This window comes from Prevotella sp. HMSC077E09 (assembly GCF_001814685.1).
Taxonomy (GTDB): Bacteria; Bacteroidota; Bacteroidia; order Bacteroidales; family Bacteroidaceae; genus Prevotella; species Prevotella oris.
This window is the reverse complement of record NZ_KV817591.1, coordinates 2,052-16,639: the sequence shown is the minus strand read 5'-3', so window position 1 is coordinate 16,639 and position 14,588 is coordinate 2,052. Positions and strand designations below refer to the sequence as shown.

The following is a 14,588-nucleotide window of genomic DNA, read 5'->3' as shown; positions in this document are numbered from 1 at the left end:
TATGCTTATCCACACTAAATATCTACTGTCCCGTTATCATCTCATTCACAAAACATAGCAAACAGATAGACGAGAAGCATAAAAAACAAAAAAGAGAAGTCACAAAATGAACTTCTCTTTTGCTGTGACTTCGCTGGGATTCAAACCCGGAACCTTCTGATCCGTAGTCAGATGCTCTATTCAGTTGAGCTACGAAGCCATTTCCTTAATTGCGCTTGCAAAGGTAATGCTTTTTATTGGAAAAGCCGAAAAGCAAGCTGTAATTATTTCTTTAGTTAACTTTTATTAAGCATTATTTCCACTACAATAAGTTTAAGGATGACACAGGAGCAAATCTCCAACACGCTGAAATCCAGCTACATCTATTTTAAATAAGTGGAAACGATATAATTACCCCATCTTGCATCATGTGACTTCTGACGTTTCGCGAAGTTCTTTATTTCCTTCCGATACCGCCTCTTATCTATATGATTAAGAACTTCAATACACGAAACGAAATCATAATAAGATTTTGGATAATGCTTCTTTTCTGTCTCTCGAATAAGATATTTCAATGGATTTTTAGGCAACATCGGGTCTTTATGAGATACGGGAAGTGACTGTAGCTCCGTTCCTACCAATGGTTTCCGGGCTTTATCATAATATTCAAAACCCACAGAAACTTCTTTCCAAGTAGCTTGGTCATACGTTGCCGTCTTATATCTATACCAATCTTGCAGCGCAGTATCATAGAGATAATAGTCGTAAGTTAAGGCAACCGTACTGCCACGTGACACACTCAAGACTCTGAGTAAAACTCCTGAACGAGGAGAAAAATAGTTCAATGTTCCACCCATAACGGCATCTAAAGGTTCAGTGTCCGTAAAATGCAATGTTCTTTCGTTTCCAAGAACAATCTTGCCATCGATAGTTATTCTCTAGAAATACCACGTTTCCGAGTCTTCCTCACCTTTTTCATAGTGTGTTTTACAGACCATAGCAAGCCTGTCTTCCCGTCTGTCGTTGTCAAAATCTCCCTTTATGGTCTGCCTTGATGTTTCTATCCGTTGGGCATGACAGGCTATAGTAACACCTATCAACATGGAACATAAGCAGCATAATCTCTTTTTCATCACATTACTTTAACCGTTTCTGTCTTCCTTTATCGGATTTCATCTGCAATATTAAGCGTTTTCTTTGAAATATGCAAACAACAGGTGAAAAGAATTGCACACAACAAAAGCCTGCTGCACTCCTCCATTAAAGAGAAACCCAACAGGCTTTTCACTTATTCATTTCCATGGGACAAAGAGTCCGTAGGTCTAATCTTATAATTTATTTTATCATCTCTACCGAGCGCTTTAAGAACTCATCGAGCGCTTTTCCCTTTAGCATGCCGTTCTGAAGAAGGGCAAGGTCGATGAGCTGATGAATGACATTGTTGCCTTTGGCATAGTTGTCAAGCACTTCAGTCTTTTTGCTCTTCTGCTCATTGACAGCCTTTTCTGTGTTCTGCAAATCGTCTTTCTCCTCCTGTGTCAGCTCTTCAGGTTTCTTCTTATCCTGGCTCTGATGCAGTGCATCAAGGCGTGCCTGCTGTCCTTTCTGTTCGCTCAAGATAGGCTTCAAGGCTTCTGCAGTGTTGCTGTTACAGTCGGCAAGCACCTGTTTCACAAGTGCATGATCACTGTTGAGCACGAGCGTATAGCTGTCGGGCATTTGCTGATAGAAGCTCATTCCAGGCTGGAACTGACTCATTTGTTTCATGCGACGCATGTATTCATTCTGTGTGATAACCACGGGTTGACCGTTCTCACCCAATGCCTGAACCTCCACATTGAACTCTGCTTTATCAAGTTTCGGCATCTGTGAACGGAACACCTGACTCAAGTTTTCAGTGTCTTCAGCCGCAAGTTCACTCTTCTTCTGATCATCTTTCACGATGAGTCGATCCACAATATCAGCGTCAACGCGAGTGAAACGCGACTTCTCGAACTTCTGTTCGAGCATGCTTACGATTGGCGTATCCAAGTCTCCGTCGAGCAACAGCACATTGTAGCCTTTGTTCTTTGCAGCTTCAATGTAGGTGTATTGTTCTTCCACATTGTTGGCATAAAGGTAAACCAACATGCCGTCCTTATCGGTCTGTTCGCCTTGGATAAGCGTTTTATACTCCTCAAAGGTGAAATACTTCCCGTCAACATCCTTGAACAAGGCAAAATCCTTTGCCCGGTTGTAGAAGTCTTCATGCGAAAGCATACCATAGTTGATGAAGAGTTTCAAGTTGTCCCATTTCTCCTCGTATGCCTTGCGGTCTTCTTTGAAGATGCTTTGCAGGCGGTCTGCCACCTTCTTCGTGATGTAAGTGGAAATCTTCTTCACGTTGGCATCGCTCTGCAAATAGCTGCGGCTCACGTTCAATGGGATATCAGGAGAGTCGATGACACCATGCAGCAGCGTCAGGAATTCGGGCACGATGCCTTCTACCTGGTCGGTAACGAAGACCTGATTGCAATAGAGCTGTATCTTGTTGCGCTGCAAATCAATGTTGTTCTTGATGCGTGGGAAATAGAGAACACCCGTGAGATTGAACGGATAGTCCACATTCAGATGTATCCAGAAAAGCGGTTCATCCTGCATGGGATAAAGCTCTTGATAGAACTTCTTGTAATCTTCGTCCTTCAGTGTTGACGGAGCCTTGGTCCACAATGGCTCGATATGGTTGATAATGTTGTCTTTATCGGTATCAACCATCTTGCCGTCTTTCCACTCCTGTTTCTTGCCGAAGATGACTGGAACGACCATAAACTTGCAGTATTTATTAAGCAGCTCTTCTATCTTCTGCTTATTGAGAAATTCCTTGCAGTCGTCACTGATATGGAGAACCACGTCACTTCCGCGCCCTTCTTTCTCTGCCTCGCTGATTTCGAAAGCAGGAGTTCCGTCACAAGTCCACTTCACGGCCTTGCTTCCTTCCTTATAAGAACGCGTGATAATGTCGACACGATCGCTCACCATGAAACTTGAATAGAAACCCAATCCGAAGTGACCGATAATGGCATTTGCATTATCTTTATATTTATCTAAGAAGTCACTGACACCCGAAAAAGCAATCTGATTAATATATTTGTCAATCTCTTCTTTGGTCATACCGATACCGTTATCGCTGATTGTAATGGTCTTGGCAGCCTCATCAAGCTTGATGCTGACCTTCAGCTCACCCAATTCGCCTTTGAAATCGCCCTTCTCAGCCAGCGTTTTCAGCTTCTGAGTGGCGTCAACGGCATTACTGACCATCTCGCGCAAGAAGATTTCATGGTCTGAATAGAGAAACTTTTTGATGACAGGGAAGATGTTCTCTGTTGTAACCCCGATGTTTCCTTTTTGCATATTATCTGATATTTTAATTTTCCAACACCCTTTTATGCAAACTCCATGCCAACTGACAGGCTGGCACACTTCCACGACTCTCCCACTCCGTTCTTGTCATTCTGCCACCCAAGCAACTGTTTACCAGACAAGCATATAGGTCTCTTTCATTCTTCCCAAGGATATATAACCTGCAAACATTGACATAAAAGGCAAATCAACCTACGATATATTGCATTCTGATATGCATCATTTCACCGTGCAAAGTGACGCAAAACACAGCGCAACTCAAGTCATTTCGCACCATAAAGTGACGCAAATCACAGCGCAACTCAAGTCATTTCACACCATAAAATGACGCAAATCACAAAGCCCTCTCCTATCCCCTGACTCCACACATCATTCAAGCCATGAAATCTTTTGAATTTTTCCACAATATGCTTAACATGCAGTAAAGCCATAAAAGACAGCACAGAGAAGAATGATTTATTATCTTTTAACATGAAATTATACGAAATGACAAGCTTTTCCCTTGGCTTTTCAGATTTTAAGACTTATCTTTGTTGCGGAAAACAGAAGTTTATTTCTTTCGAGAGGACACAAGGCTTTCTCTTTAAGGAATAAGTCTATATCATCAAATGACACCTTAAAAATAGTATTATCAGAAACCAACTTATATGAATATCTGGCTCAGAAAAATTATCCTATCTTGCATTATAATGGGCTATGCGCTGTCTGTAAACGCACAAAACACTGTAAATGGAAGAGTTTTAGACGAGCACCACCAGGGTGCCGATGCTGCAATCGTCATGCTGTTTACCCAACCTGATAGCATTCTTGCAGAGACAACACTCACCGACGGCAACGGAATGTTCTCGTTCCCATTGCGGAAAGGAAAATTCATTTTATGCGTAAGAATGTTGGGCTACAGAGAGATTAAAAGGGAAATCACAATCCGTGAAGACGCGAAAATACCCGACATGCAATTAGAGCCGGATGAAATCGTATTGAAAAACGTGGTCATAACAGCGCGGAAATCTCGGCCGATGACAAGTTCGTCTAACGGGAAAATACAGATTAACGTGGCGCAATCTTATCTTACGGATATCGGAGATGCACTGGATGTGTTGAAGCATTCTCCAGGCATTTCTGTAAACAGCAAAGGCGACATTTCCTTGGCATCACTCGGAGGAACTGCCTTATATGTCAATGGAAAGAAACTGATGTTGCAAGGTGAAGAACTGTCGGCTTATCTGCGATCTCTGCCTTCATCGAAAATCTCCAAGATAGAAACTTCGCCCAATCCTAATGCGAGTTTTGGGGCCGACGGAGCCGGAGGAATTATTAATATCATCTTGAAAACCACGGAGAAATCGGGCTTTTTCCTGACCACTTCACACAGCGTTGCCTATTGGGAAAACGTGAGACAGAACTCTGACATCGCATTATCCTACAATACGAATAAATGGCAATTGGGATTGAATTACAACCACAGTATAGGACATCATGCCATGAATTATGGCTATGAAAAAATTCAGAATGGAGATAAAAGTTTATCTGAAACCATAGATACTGATAAACGAAACACGCATTCGGCAGGCATTGACTTTTCCTGGCAACCCAATCAGAAGAGCAAATTGTTCTTGAACAGTATGGTGAACTTGCTTATTGGACCTGGCTTGACAGAGACAACGACAAGGGTGTATAAAGGGACTACCACATTAGATGGCATTTTGAAAGCACGCAACAATTACCTGAAGCAGAAAACTGTTCGATACAGTAACAGCATGAACTACCTGTACCGACCCTCCGAAAAACAGCAGCTGTCGCTTTCGGCAGACTGGACCCACTTTGATGGTAAAGCCCGATGCGAGCAGCCTAATGATTATTTTTCACCGACAAACAAGCTTGTTCGTTCTGATTTGTTTTACTCTCAGCCCGATAAAGACATTGACATTTATGCCTTGTTAGCAGACTATAAGTATAATCCTAATGCGCAGAACGAGTGGCTTGCAGGTATCAAGACTTCGCTTATCAAAAGCAACAACACCTTTCTTTTCAAGAGAAATGGGACTATTGACCTGCAACGCTCAAACAAATTTGATTACAATGAACATAATATTGAAGGCTACACACAATATACGCACACTTGGAATAAATTGGAGTTAAGTGCAGGCCTGCGTATGGAATATATGTACACCCACAACAAGCTAAACGCTTATACCAATCACAAAACAGAAGAAAACAACAGGAATAAATTGCGTTTATTCCCCAATATGTCTGTATCATATACGTTCAATGAGAAGAATAAATTGGCCCTATTATACAGCAGACGGCAAGATAAACCGCGATATGAAGATCTTAATCCCTTTGAGTATCTGCTTGATGAACTCTCCTATTGGAAAGGAAATCCCTTCCTTAAACCTCAGATTAGCAATAAAATAACATTGAACTATACACGGAAGAGTTTGTCTTTGAACTTATATTACAACAAACTTGATGACTATTTCACTTCCCTCACAGACGTTTTTGAGAACAACAAGACGATAATGACAACGAAAAACATCGGAACACAACAGCAAGTTGGATTGGAAGCGATTTTCTCTAAACGCCTTACTTCATGGTGGGATTTCAGTACAAACGTAGGACTTTACTACTTTGTGAACAAGTTGGATTACGAAAGATACAAACAAGAATACAAGCGTCCATCCTGTTCCCTCTCGGCAAGCAATAACATTCTTCTGCCTTGGGGCATAAACTTTGAACTCTCCGGACGATATTACTCAAAACGCCAAGGAGGAAGTTATGAGATCAGCAAGTCGACAGGAAACATTGATTTGGGCTTCAATAAGAGTTGGCTTGAGAACCGCATTCGACTTTCATTACTGATGACCGACATTTTACATACAGAGCGTTGGGATAGTTATGGAGTAAAAGATGCCCTGAACCTCTCGTCATGGGGATATGGAGAAAGCCGTAAAGTCATCCTGCGCTTCAGCTATAGCTTTGGTAAACAGAAATTCAATAAAGTGGAGAAAAACATTGAGGAATTAGACAGATTATAAATATGTCACAGTTACATTCATAAATGATGAAATAAAATATAACACCATCTGTCCGTCGAAAGAAACTATTGAAACTGCAAAAAAGTTCGCAAAACATTTGGTTATTTCAAAAATAGTTCCTACCTTTGCACTGCTTTTTTAACAAAGCATTTGGTTACTAACCATTGGAGAGATGGTAGAGTGGTCGATTACAACGGTCTTGAAAACCGTCGTGCTGAGAGGCACCGGGGGTTCGAATCCCTCTCTCTCCGCTAATAGGCTTCAAAAGGACTTCACAAAGGTTGTCAATTTAGCCTTCAAAAATTAGCTAATCGTTGTAAAATCAAGGTTTTACAACGATTTTTCTTTGTATATACCTCTATCGCCTGACGGCATAACCCTATGTTTTGACAGTCATTATTCGGTCAAATTCTGCTACATAAACTGCTACACAAAAATTGTAGCAATAAAAAATGTAGCAGTGACGGGATTCTGAATACCATATTGACGGCATCAATTCTTTCTGTTTCAGTATGTTATATATTAACTTTGCAGCCGAGTGCTACACAAAAGAATGATGCATTATGAGAACAAATTTCAAGGTATCCTTCTACCTACGCTCAAACTATGAGAACAAAGAAGGAAAGTCGCCTGTAATGCTCCGTGTATTCCTTAACGGAGAAATGGCAAATTTTGGCTCTACGAAAATTTTCGTGGATAAGACAATGTGGAATAATGCCACAAGCCGGCTTAAAGGTCGGACGGCAGAAAGCTTGTCCGTCAATGCCGCATTGGACTCTATTTCCACTACATTGAATGGAATTTACCGCAAGTTTGAGGATGACGAGTCCCTGTCATTGGAGAAAATCCGTTCTTTCTTTATAGGAAAAGACAGGGAGTACACAACTTTCCTCCCGGTATTCGACAAGTTCAACGAAGACATCAAGCAGCGTGTCGGACACACCATCAGCAAAGACAGTCTGCAAAAGTACAGTGTTTTGAGAAGACATTTCTCAGAGTTCCTTATCCATAAATATGGAAGAAAGGATATAGGACTGACAGAATTCACACCATCCGTGGTACAAGACTTTGAGTTATATCTGAGTACTGTGGCAGGCTGCGCTTACAATACGTCGGTCAAGAAAATGAAGGCTCTCAAAACCGTAACCATATATGCACAAAAGCGTGGCTATCTCCTTCACGACCCCTTTCTCAATCATCGTTTCCACTTGGAGCCGGTAAACCGTGGTTTCCTCACGGACGAAGAAATCATGAAGATAGCCAACAAGGATTTCGGCATCCAGCGTTTGGAACTGGTAAGGGACGTTTTCATCTTCTCTTGCTTTACAGGGCTGGCATACATTGACGTGTCCAATCTCACACCGGACAACATCGTCACGCTCGATGACAAGCAGTGGATTATGACCAAAAGGCAGAAAACAAGCGTGGAAACAAATGTCCTACTTCTCGATATTCCGAAGCGCATCATTGCAAAGTATAGTGGAAAGACCTATCGGGACGGCAAACTATTCCCCATACTGACGAATCAGAAGACTAATGCGTATTTGAAAGAAATAGCCGACCTTTGCGGTGTCAAGAAGAACCTGACCTTTCACCTTGCCCGGCATACATTTGCCACCATGTCTTTGAGTAAGGGCGTTCCGATGGAAAGTGTGTCGAAGATGCTGGGACATACCAACATAAAGACCACACAGATTTATGCTCGCATCACCAATAAGAAAATTGAGCATGACATGGAACAGCTTGCCGACAAACTCGGTAAGTTCAACAAGGCAATGGGAATCCGATAATATAATAATGTATAACCCTAAACCAAGAAGATTATGACAACTAAGAAAGAACTATCCTACTTCCGTCTGAAGTTAGAGAACTATCTCAGTGAGCATTTCCCCGAAATGCTGAGTGACAAACCATTCATAACTGCAAGAGCCGACGAAGCTCTTACCACCTACTGCGATGCAGTGGCACAAGGCTTCTCGCATCCCGAAGCTGAGAGTATGGCAAGCGAAGTGTTGTATAGAGGACTGCATTTCTCAAAGTACGACACGCTTGTATCTGTCTTGGAGAATGAGTTTGAGAAAGAACTGCCCTCCCCACTCCCCGAAAGACTATCCCCGATACTCCTGAAGAACAAGGCTGTGCAAAGCGTTTTCGACAAGTATGAACTCACGGACGATTTTGGCGCAAGTCCTGAGTATGAGAAACTCTACACCGAACTGACAGGAACAATCGTTCTGCTCATTGAGGTCAATGGTCTGCCAACGATAGGCGGTGAGAACATGACTTGATGCAGCACCATCGGGAGCTTTTGTAGTATCAAGAGCCAAGATAAACGCTCCGCTCCACACGCCAAGAGTTTGTACCAACACTTGTCTTTGTGTAGCCTGCGCATCTTGTTATTGCTCTTGAACTATTCAAAGCTCCGATTATGAATACAATCATCATGAATCAAGATGTCCACACACCTGCCTTCATCAAGGCAGACGCATCGAACAAAAGCAATAACATCAAGCAGCAGCCGATTTCTTTCAAGCAAGTCCGCCGTTTCAGTTGGACACGCTTCATCGAACTGGTCATCCTGCTCTCCATCGTTATCGGTGTCGTTTGGCTTATCTCAAAGATAGTAACGCCACAGGTCGTTACCGCCGTGTCAGTCATTGCAGGCTTTCTGATACTGCGCTTTATTGTCAGAGTCATTCTCCAAGTTACCTTTACGCTGCTGAGCTTTCTCTTCTGGCTGGCGATACTCTGTGCCATCCTGCTTTGCGTGCTTTGAGAAGCACGACGATGTAATCTGTAAACACTTTCATTTATCGTTCATCAGGTGGTTATCTCGCATTTTGAGATAGCCACCTTTTCTGTTTTCCACTATGGGCGTTGCACTTTCGCTTCCTTTCCAATGCTCCACAATATGCGAAATGAAGAAGACGGATGCTGTTCCCTTTTTATCCGCAAAGGTAGTACGGGGTTTGTGGCTTTCAAAAGGTCAGTGCCGCTGGGTTTGTCTGGAAAATCTCCACACCTATGGGTAGTATTTTCCGCCAAAACCTTGTGCAAGCCTCGCCCCGCTACCTTGATTTTGCTACAAAAAGGAATCAGCATACTCCGATCTTTGGACGCATAAAAAAAATGTCGCTATGGATAAGCAAAAAGTAAATACAACATCTTCGATGAAAAGAAAAGGATATAGCTCCTCCTCTCATTACCGCATTAACTCTGTGGTTGGAAAAAGTGAGCAAGTGTTGGCAATTAAGTTTGTACAATGGGACGTTCCCCCTTTGGAGAGCCTTTGTAATAGCAAAGTATATCTCCTACGTGTGAAACTCTATTGTGGCGAGCGTATGAGCCGTGAGGAAAAGAATTGGCTATGTGAAGCGGTGAACTCTAATACCTACTTCCGTACTGCCGTTCCCCTACAAGGCTATCGCTTTGACTTTTTCGATGTGCTGAAGAAATACCTTGTCAATCAGTACGGACAATGGACAGAGTATTACGCACCCGACAGAACAAGCCTAAGAGCCTACCTATATGGGCGCATCAATCAGATAGTAGAAATCCCAAAATACTAAGCAATATGAAAGGTACAGAACATTTTACACGGACAATAGCCGAGTATCTCAATCAGCGTGCTATGACAGACCCATTGTTTGCCCCTAACTTGATGAAACCTAACAAGAATATCGAGGAGTGCATCACCTACATTCTTAATGAAGTGCAGAAAAGCGGTTGCAATGGCTTTGATGATGATGAAATTTTCTCTATGGCTGTTCACTACTACGATGAGGACGATATAGAGGTGGGTAAGGCTGTTTCTTGCCAAGTAGCCGTTAATCACGTTGTGGAACTAACGGAGGAAGAAAAAGCCAAAGCAAGACAGGAAGCCATTAAGCAATATCAGCGTGAGGAACTTGCCAAGTTACAGAGCCGTAACGCACGAGTGAAAAAGACCGAGAATGTAGCAACCCAAGTACAACCATCACTATTTGATTTTTAAGCCTATGAAACCGAGAAACAAATTTGAAAAGGCAGTTTTGGAACAAAGCAAGCATCTTCGCCCGATAACCAAGACACAAAGTAAGTGGGCATTCCGTGAGTGCATAGACCACTTCGCCTACCGCTTGCCAAAAGGTCGCACCACTTGTATGGATTGTGGGCATAGTTGGACAATGGATAAGCCGAAGGACACTTGCACCTGCCCCCATTGCAGGGCAAAGTTGCTGGTCAGGGAAACCTTTGAGCGCAAGTTGCAGCAGAAGCGATATTTCACCACGCTTACCGCTTACGGAGAGTACCAAGTGTTGCGTATGTTCCTCCTCGTGGCTGAAATGGAGAAAGGCTGCAAGGCTGAACACTATGTGCTTGAAATCGGGCAGTATTGGTGGAACGCACAAGGGCGGAAAGCATTGGTTGCCATACAACGTATATTGGGACATTACGTTGATACATTTTCCTTTTGTGCTCCTATGGCAATACGTAACGATAATGAAGCCTATCAATATGCTGCCTATTCGCAGATATATCCTAAATTCAAGGTTACAGACACACTCCGCAGGAATGGATTTGAGGATGATTTTCACGATATAGCCCCGACAATACTCATTCCTGCATTGCTTTCTGACAGCCGGGCTGAAACATTGATGAAAGCAGGACGAATGGAGCATTTACGCTATTTCCTCAACAACAAATCGACATTTGACGCTTGTTGGCAGTCCTACAAAGTTGCCACTCGCAACGGCTATGAGATAGAGGATATTTCTCTATGGTGCGACTATGTGGATATGCTCCGCAGATTGAATAAAGACATACACAGCCCGAAGTATGTTTACCCCACCGACCTGCATAGGGAACACGACCTAAGACAAAGCGAACTCTGCAGACAAAGGGAAAAGGAAGAGAAAGAGAAGAGACGCAAAAAGGCAATCGAGGAAGAGAAGCGTTTCCACGAACTCAAATCCAAGTTCTTCGGTATCTGTTTCACGGACGGCACAATCCAAGTTCACGTATTGGAGAGTGTGCAGGAACATTTGGAGGAAGGAGTATCAATGCACCATTGCGTATTCGACAATGCCTACTATCTCAAAGAAAACTCGCTTATCCTTTCGGCAACCATTGAGGGCAGACGGATAGAAACGATTGAGGTCAATCTGGACACGCTCAAAGTGGTGCAAAGTCGTGGAGTGTGCAACAAGAATACGGAGTATCACGAGCAGATAGTGAACCTCGTCAATGCCAACCGCAAATTGATAAAGCAGAGAATGAGAGCAACAGCATAGTACAAATCATTAAATTATCAGAGATATGAAAACTGAGATTGAAAACATTATTATTAATTGGGCGGACGAGATACCGCACATTCTCATCAGGGTTATCAATGCAATAACCCTATCCGACAACGAGGAAGAGTTAAGGACGGCAATAGGCAAAATAGCCGAAGAAACGGAACTTGACAAGTTCTTTGCATACGGCTATGGCGCACATCATTTTTGGCTTACCCACCGCAAATTATCCAATGGAGAGCCAAAGGAGTACAGATTATTAAAGGTTGAATTTTAAGATTAGGAATGATGAAGAAACAAAGATTTTTAGTCTATACGGAATATATTTTTGACGGCGTATTCGATGTAGTTGCAGAGAGCAAGGAGGAAGCACGGCAGAAAGTCCTGCAACATTGTGGGTTGGTTATGGGTGGAAGTATTCACAGCACCCTGCCCGATGATGAGATAAACTGGGCATTTGACAGACACCCCAACAAGCGAATAGACAGAATAACGAAGGTGTAGAAACAGCATCTTGAATAAGACCAAGAGCCACGCAAACCGAAAATTTGCGTGGCTTCTTTTCTTTGTCTTTGAGCGAGCAGGCGACCAAAGCAAAGAAGCAAAAGAAAGTCGCAGGGAAATTACATTTCATATTTGCTAAGGAAGAAAGAACAAGGCTAACTCCACACGTCTCTGCTTCACCAATCTTTTGCCCCTGCATCGGCAAAAGGATACATACTCACGACAAATTTTTCGTAACCAGCCTCTATCTTTCTCTTGGGTTGCTTACCGTAACCAAGTAGTAGCTTCACGCCCACACTGTAGGAAAGCAAGGTAAGCAGTAAAGCATCCTTGCCGTTACCATTGCTGTTTTTATAGGCAGCGTATTCTCAATATCTTCTACCTTATCCACAATGATGTTCTGTGATTCCCAATCCACATACATGGAGGATGTTCGAAATAAAAATCATTATTATTGGCGATTGCAGAGACGAAGCAGATATCGTACTTTTGCAAAATAAGAAATGAACATTCTTGATAAGAAGATGATGGCAAACAGACAGAGCAATTCCTACCAAAGGATGATGGAACATTACGACGATCTATTGACCGGACGGAAGTGGTGGTCAAGGATATATATGCGATTTATTTGGAACGAAGACACTAATCTCTTGGCTCGGAAAGTGCTTGATCTCATACCGGACGATTTTCGGGGACGACTGCTTGACGTGCCTGTCGGCACTGCCATTTTCACCGCCGAGAAGTATCGCCGGATGAAAGATGCCGAGATCGTTGGTTTGGACTATTCGGAAGAAATGATAGCCATTGCGGCTTTGCGGAAAGAGACAGAGGAGATAGCCAACCTGTCTTTGGAGCAAGGAGATGTCGGAGAACTTCCCTATGCCAACGAGATCTTCGACTGCGTACTGTCGATGAACGGCTTTCAGGCTTTCCCTGAGAAAGAAAAAGCCTTTGCCGAGATTTTCCGCGTGCTGAAACCCGGCGGTTGCTTCTGCGGCTGCTTTTATGTCAAGGGCGAACGCCGATTGGCTGATTTATTTGTTAAGAAAGTCATGGAAAGAAAAGGATTTTTCCACCCTCCATACGACACCTTCGCTGAAGCCGAAAGCCGACTTCGGAGTATGTATGGCGATGACGTGCTGACAGAAAAAATGGCTTCCGTCTGCTTGTTCCGCTGCGTGAAACCACAAAGAGAAAGCACTGAAAACGAACAATAACCCCAAAACATAAGACTATGAGCGTAACAAAAATCATCGACGAAGAAAACATCACCATCGTACAAGGAGTCAACGGCATTCTGCTACATCAGGAAGGGTGGATGAAAGAAAAGAATGACAGAAAAGGCTAAGCAAGAGGATAACCTATCCATCAACTCTTGATAAGGAATCTCTCTTTGAAAGTATAGTTGTATCCTACAAAAGAGCCTTCAAATTAGAGCTAAACTCTTACCAAGTCTGTTGCGTGGATGGATAGATGTATCAAGGTATATAAAACATGGCAAACTCCACTTGCCTCCGTTTCACCAATCCTTTCAAAACTTTTCCCTTGTATCGGCAGAATGAAACATACTCCCAATAGAAGTTCCTATCTCCAACTTCTATCTTTCGTAGCAGCCTACTTTTGGGGTGCTTGCCATATCCAAGCAATCTCCCTACACCCACATTATAGGCAAGCAAGGTCAGTAGCAGGGCATCCTTACCATAGCCTTTAAAGTGTTCAAAGCATTTCCAAAGGTCGGCACGGAGCAGGGAGTCTGCCTGCCGTTCCGTCATATCTGCTGTGAAGCGTTCTCCTGGTTGCAACTGATGCCCATAGCCAACATACGGATAATTCTGCCAGCCGTGCATGCCCTCAAAGTATTTTACTACAACTACCGCACGCTCAAAAGGTGGCAAGTCTGCCAGCCGCACCCTGCGCTGGGCAAGGGTCGGCTGACAGAACAGGCAGAATACACAAAGTAAAATGAAAGCATTTATCGTTCGCATCAATTACGTTCTTAGTGGCGAGAAGATGCAGGCTTATCCTTGCTCTCTTCTCGCTCGTTGTTAAAACTAAAGGTCAGCTGCTGAACCCTGCCGAAATTATCCTCCACATATACATCAATCGTCTGGCGATCAGATGACAGAGAAGTGTAGTATAAGCGGAACACATCTTTCGTCAGCGGATAGCGGTCATTCGGCTTGAAGACAGTGCCGTTATCATTTCTTAGCAAACCCTTGCCATCAGGCTGGAAGTAACGTATCGTATAGCGAGTGTCGGCAAACTCACCGCCCCGCTTCAGCGTGCAGCGTATCTCAGCCGTCTGCCCCCTTATGATGTCCTTCTGAACCGGCATTGTCTCCACCGTAAATGGATAAGACTGCTGAACATCCAAATCCCTATCACAAGCAGATAG

15 protein-coding genes, 2 tRNA genes and 1 pseudogene are annotated in these 14,588 nt (G+C 43.2%); 11 read left to right on the top strand and 7 right to left on the bottom strand.

What is annotated here, in order from left to right:
* Nucleotides 1-125 precede the first annotated feature (125 nt).
* From HMPREF2983_RS11275 to htpG, 4 genes are all read right to left on the bottom strand, one after another.
* A tRNA-Arg gene (locus HMPREF2983_RS11275) sits at nucleotides 126-199 on the bottom strand.
* Between the two features lie 163 nt (nucleotides 200-362).
* The gene (locus HMPREF2983_RS11270) at nucleotides 363-872 is read right to left on the bottom strand and encodes a class I SAM-dependent methyltransferase (protein WP_246829404.1); all 510 of its coding nucleotides are present in this window, start codon (nucleotides 870-872) and stop codon (nucleotides 363-365) included.
* A 45-nt stretch (nucleotides 873-917) separates the two neighbouring features.
* Entirely contained in the window at nucleotides 918-1,112 is a 195-nt protein-coding gene (locus HMPREF2983_RS14350) for a hypothetical protein (RefSeq protein WP_246829403.1), read from the bottom strand.
* 202 nt (nucleotides 1,113-1,314) lie between these two features.
* On the bottom strand, nucleotides 1,315-3,369 hold the full coding sequence (gene htpG, locus HMPREF2983_RS11265; protein ID WP_070668456.1) for a molecular chaperone HtpG: 2,055 nt from the start codon (nucleotides 3,367-3,369) through the stop codon (nucleotides 1,315-1,317).
* A gap of 656 nt (nucleotides 3,370-4,025) precedes the next feature.
* On the opposite strand from htpG, the gene HMPREF2983_RS11260 reads away from it, so the two are divergent.
* From HMPREF2983_RS11260 to HMPREF2983_RS11215, 10 genes are all read left to right on the top strand, one after another.
* Complete coding sequence (locus HMPREF2983_RS11260; RefSeq protein WP_070668453.1) at nucleotides 4,026-6,413, top strand: TonB-dependent receptor; 2,388 nt, start codon at nucleotides 4,026-4,028, stop codon at nucleotides 6,411-6,413.
* Between the two features lie 166 nt (nucleotides 6,414-6,579).
* A tRNA-Ser gene (locus tag HMPREF2983_RS11255) sits at nucleotides 6,580-6,664 on the top strand.
* Between the two features lie 312 nt (nucleotides 6,665-6,976).
* A complete protein-coding gene (locus HMPREF2983_RS11250) occupies nucleotides 6,977-8,203 on the top strand; it encodes a site-specific integrase (protein WP_070668451.1) in 1,227 nt (408 codons plus the stop codon).
* Nucleotides 8,204-8,236: 33 nt separating this feature from the next.
* A complete protein-coding gene (locus HMPREF2983_RS11245) occupies nucleotides 8,237-8,701 on the top strand; it encodes a DUF1896 domain-containing protein (RefSeq protein WP_070668449.1) in 465 nt (154 codons plus the stop codon).
* A 140-nt stretch (nucleotides 8,702-8,841) separates the two neighbouring features.
* A complete protein-coding gene (locus HMPREF2983_RS11240; protein ID WP_007367138.1) occupies nucleotides 8,842-9,189 on the top strand; it encodes a hypothetical protein in 348 nt (115 codons plus the stop codon).
* 361 nt (nucleotides 9,190-9,550) lie between these two features.
* A complete protein-coding gene (locus HMPREF2983_RS11235) occupies nucleotides 9,551-9,982 on the top strand; it encodes a hypothetical protein (RefSeq protein ID WP_013265685.1) in 432 nt (143 codons plus the stop codon).
* A gap of 5 nt (nucleotides 9,983-9,987) precedes the next feature.
* Nucleotides 9,988-10,407 carry a PcfK-like family protein gene (locus tag HMPREF2983_RS11230; RefSeq protein WP_070668447.1) on the top strand — a complete coding sequence of 140 codons (420 nt, stop codon included), beginning with the start codon at nucleotides 9,988-9,990 and terminating at the stop codon, nucleotides 10,405-10,407.
* Between the two features lie 4 nt (nucleotides 10,408-10,411).
* On the top strand, nucleotides 10,412-11,686 hold the full coding sequence (locus HMPREF2983_RS11225; protein WP_070668445.1) for a PcfJ domain-containing protein: 1,275 nt from the start codon (nucleotides 10,412-10,414) through the stop codon (nucleotides 11,684-11,686).
* A 25-nt stretch (nucleotides 11,687-11,711) separates the two neighbouring features.
* Nucleotides 11,712-11,966, top strand: coding sequence for a hypothetical protein (locus HMPREF2983_RS11220; protein ID WP_004364802.1), 255 nt, complete (start codon nucleotides 11,712-11,714; stop codon nucleotides 11,964-11,966).
* Nucleotides 11,967-11,974: 8 nt separating this feature from the next.
* The gene (locus HMPREF2983_RS11215; RefSeq protein WP_009236094.1) at nucleotides 11,975-12,193 is read left to right on the top strand and encodes a hypothetical protein; all 219 of its coding nucleotides are present in this window, start codon (nucleotides 11,975-11,977) and stop codon (nucleotides 12,191-12,193) included.
* Between the two features lie 135 nt (nucleotides 12,194-12,328).
* Here HMPREF2983_RS11215 and HMPREF2983_RS13655 read toward each other — a convergent pair.
* A pseudogene (locus HMPREF2983_RS13655) lies at nucleotides 12,329-12,534 on the bottom strand (lysozyme); the annotation flags it as partial.
* A 162-nt stretch (nucleotides 12,535-12,696) separates the two neighbouring features.
* On the opposite strand from HMPREF2983_RS13655, the gene HMPREF2983_RS11210 reads away from it, so the two are divergent.
* Nucleotides 12,697-13,410: a class I SAM-dependent methyltransferase gene (locus HMPREF2983_RS11210; protein ID WP_100019908.1), complete on the top strand. Its 714-nt coding sequence runs from the start codon at nucleotides 12,697-12,699 to the stop codon at nucleotides 13,408-13,410.
* A gap of 261 nt (nucleotides 13,411-13,671) precedes the next feature.
* On the opposite strand, the gene HMPREF2983_RS11205 is transcribed toward HMPREF2983_RS11210, so the two are convergent.
* Nucleotides 13,672-14,178 (bottom strand): glycoside hydrolase family protein, encoded by a 507-nt coding sequence (locus tag HMPREF2983_RS11205; protein ID WP_070668442.1) that lies wholly within the window; start codon nucleotides 14,176-14,178, stop codon nucleotides 13,672-13,674.
* Nucleotides 14,179-14,189: 11 nt separating this feature from the next.
* On the bottom strand, nucleotides 14,190-14,588 hold a 399-nt coding region (locus tag HMPREF2983_RS11200), incomplete at its 5' end, for a DUF3872 domain-containing protein (RefSeq protein ID WP_070668439.1).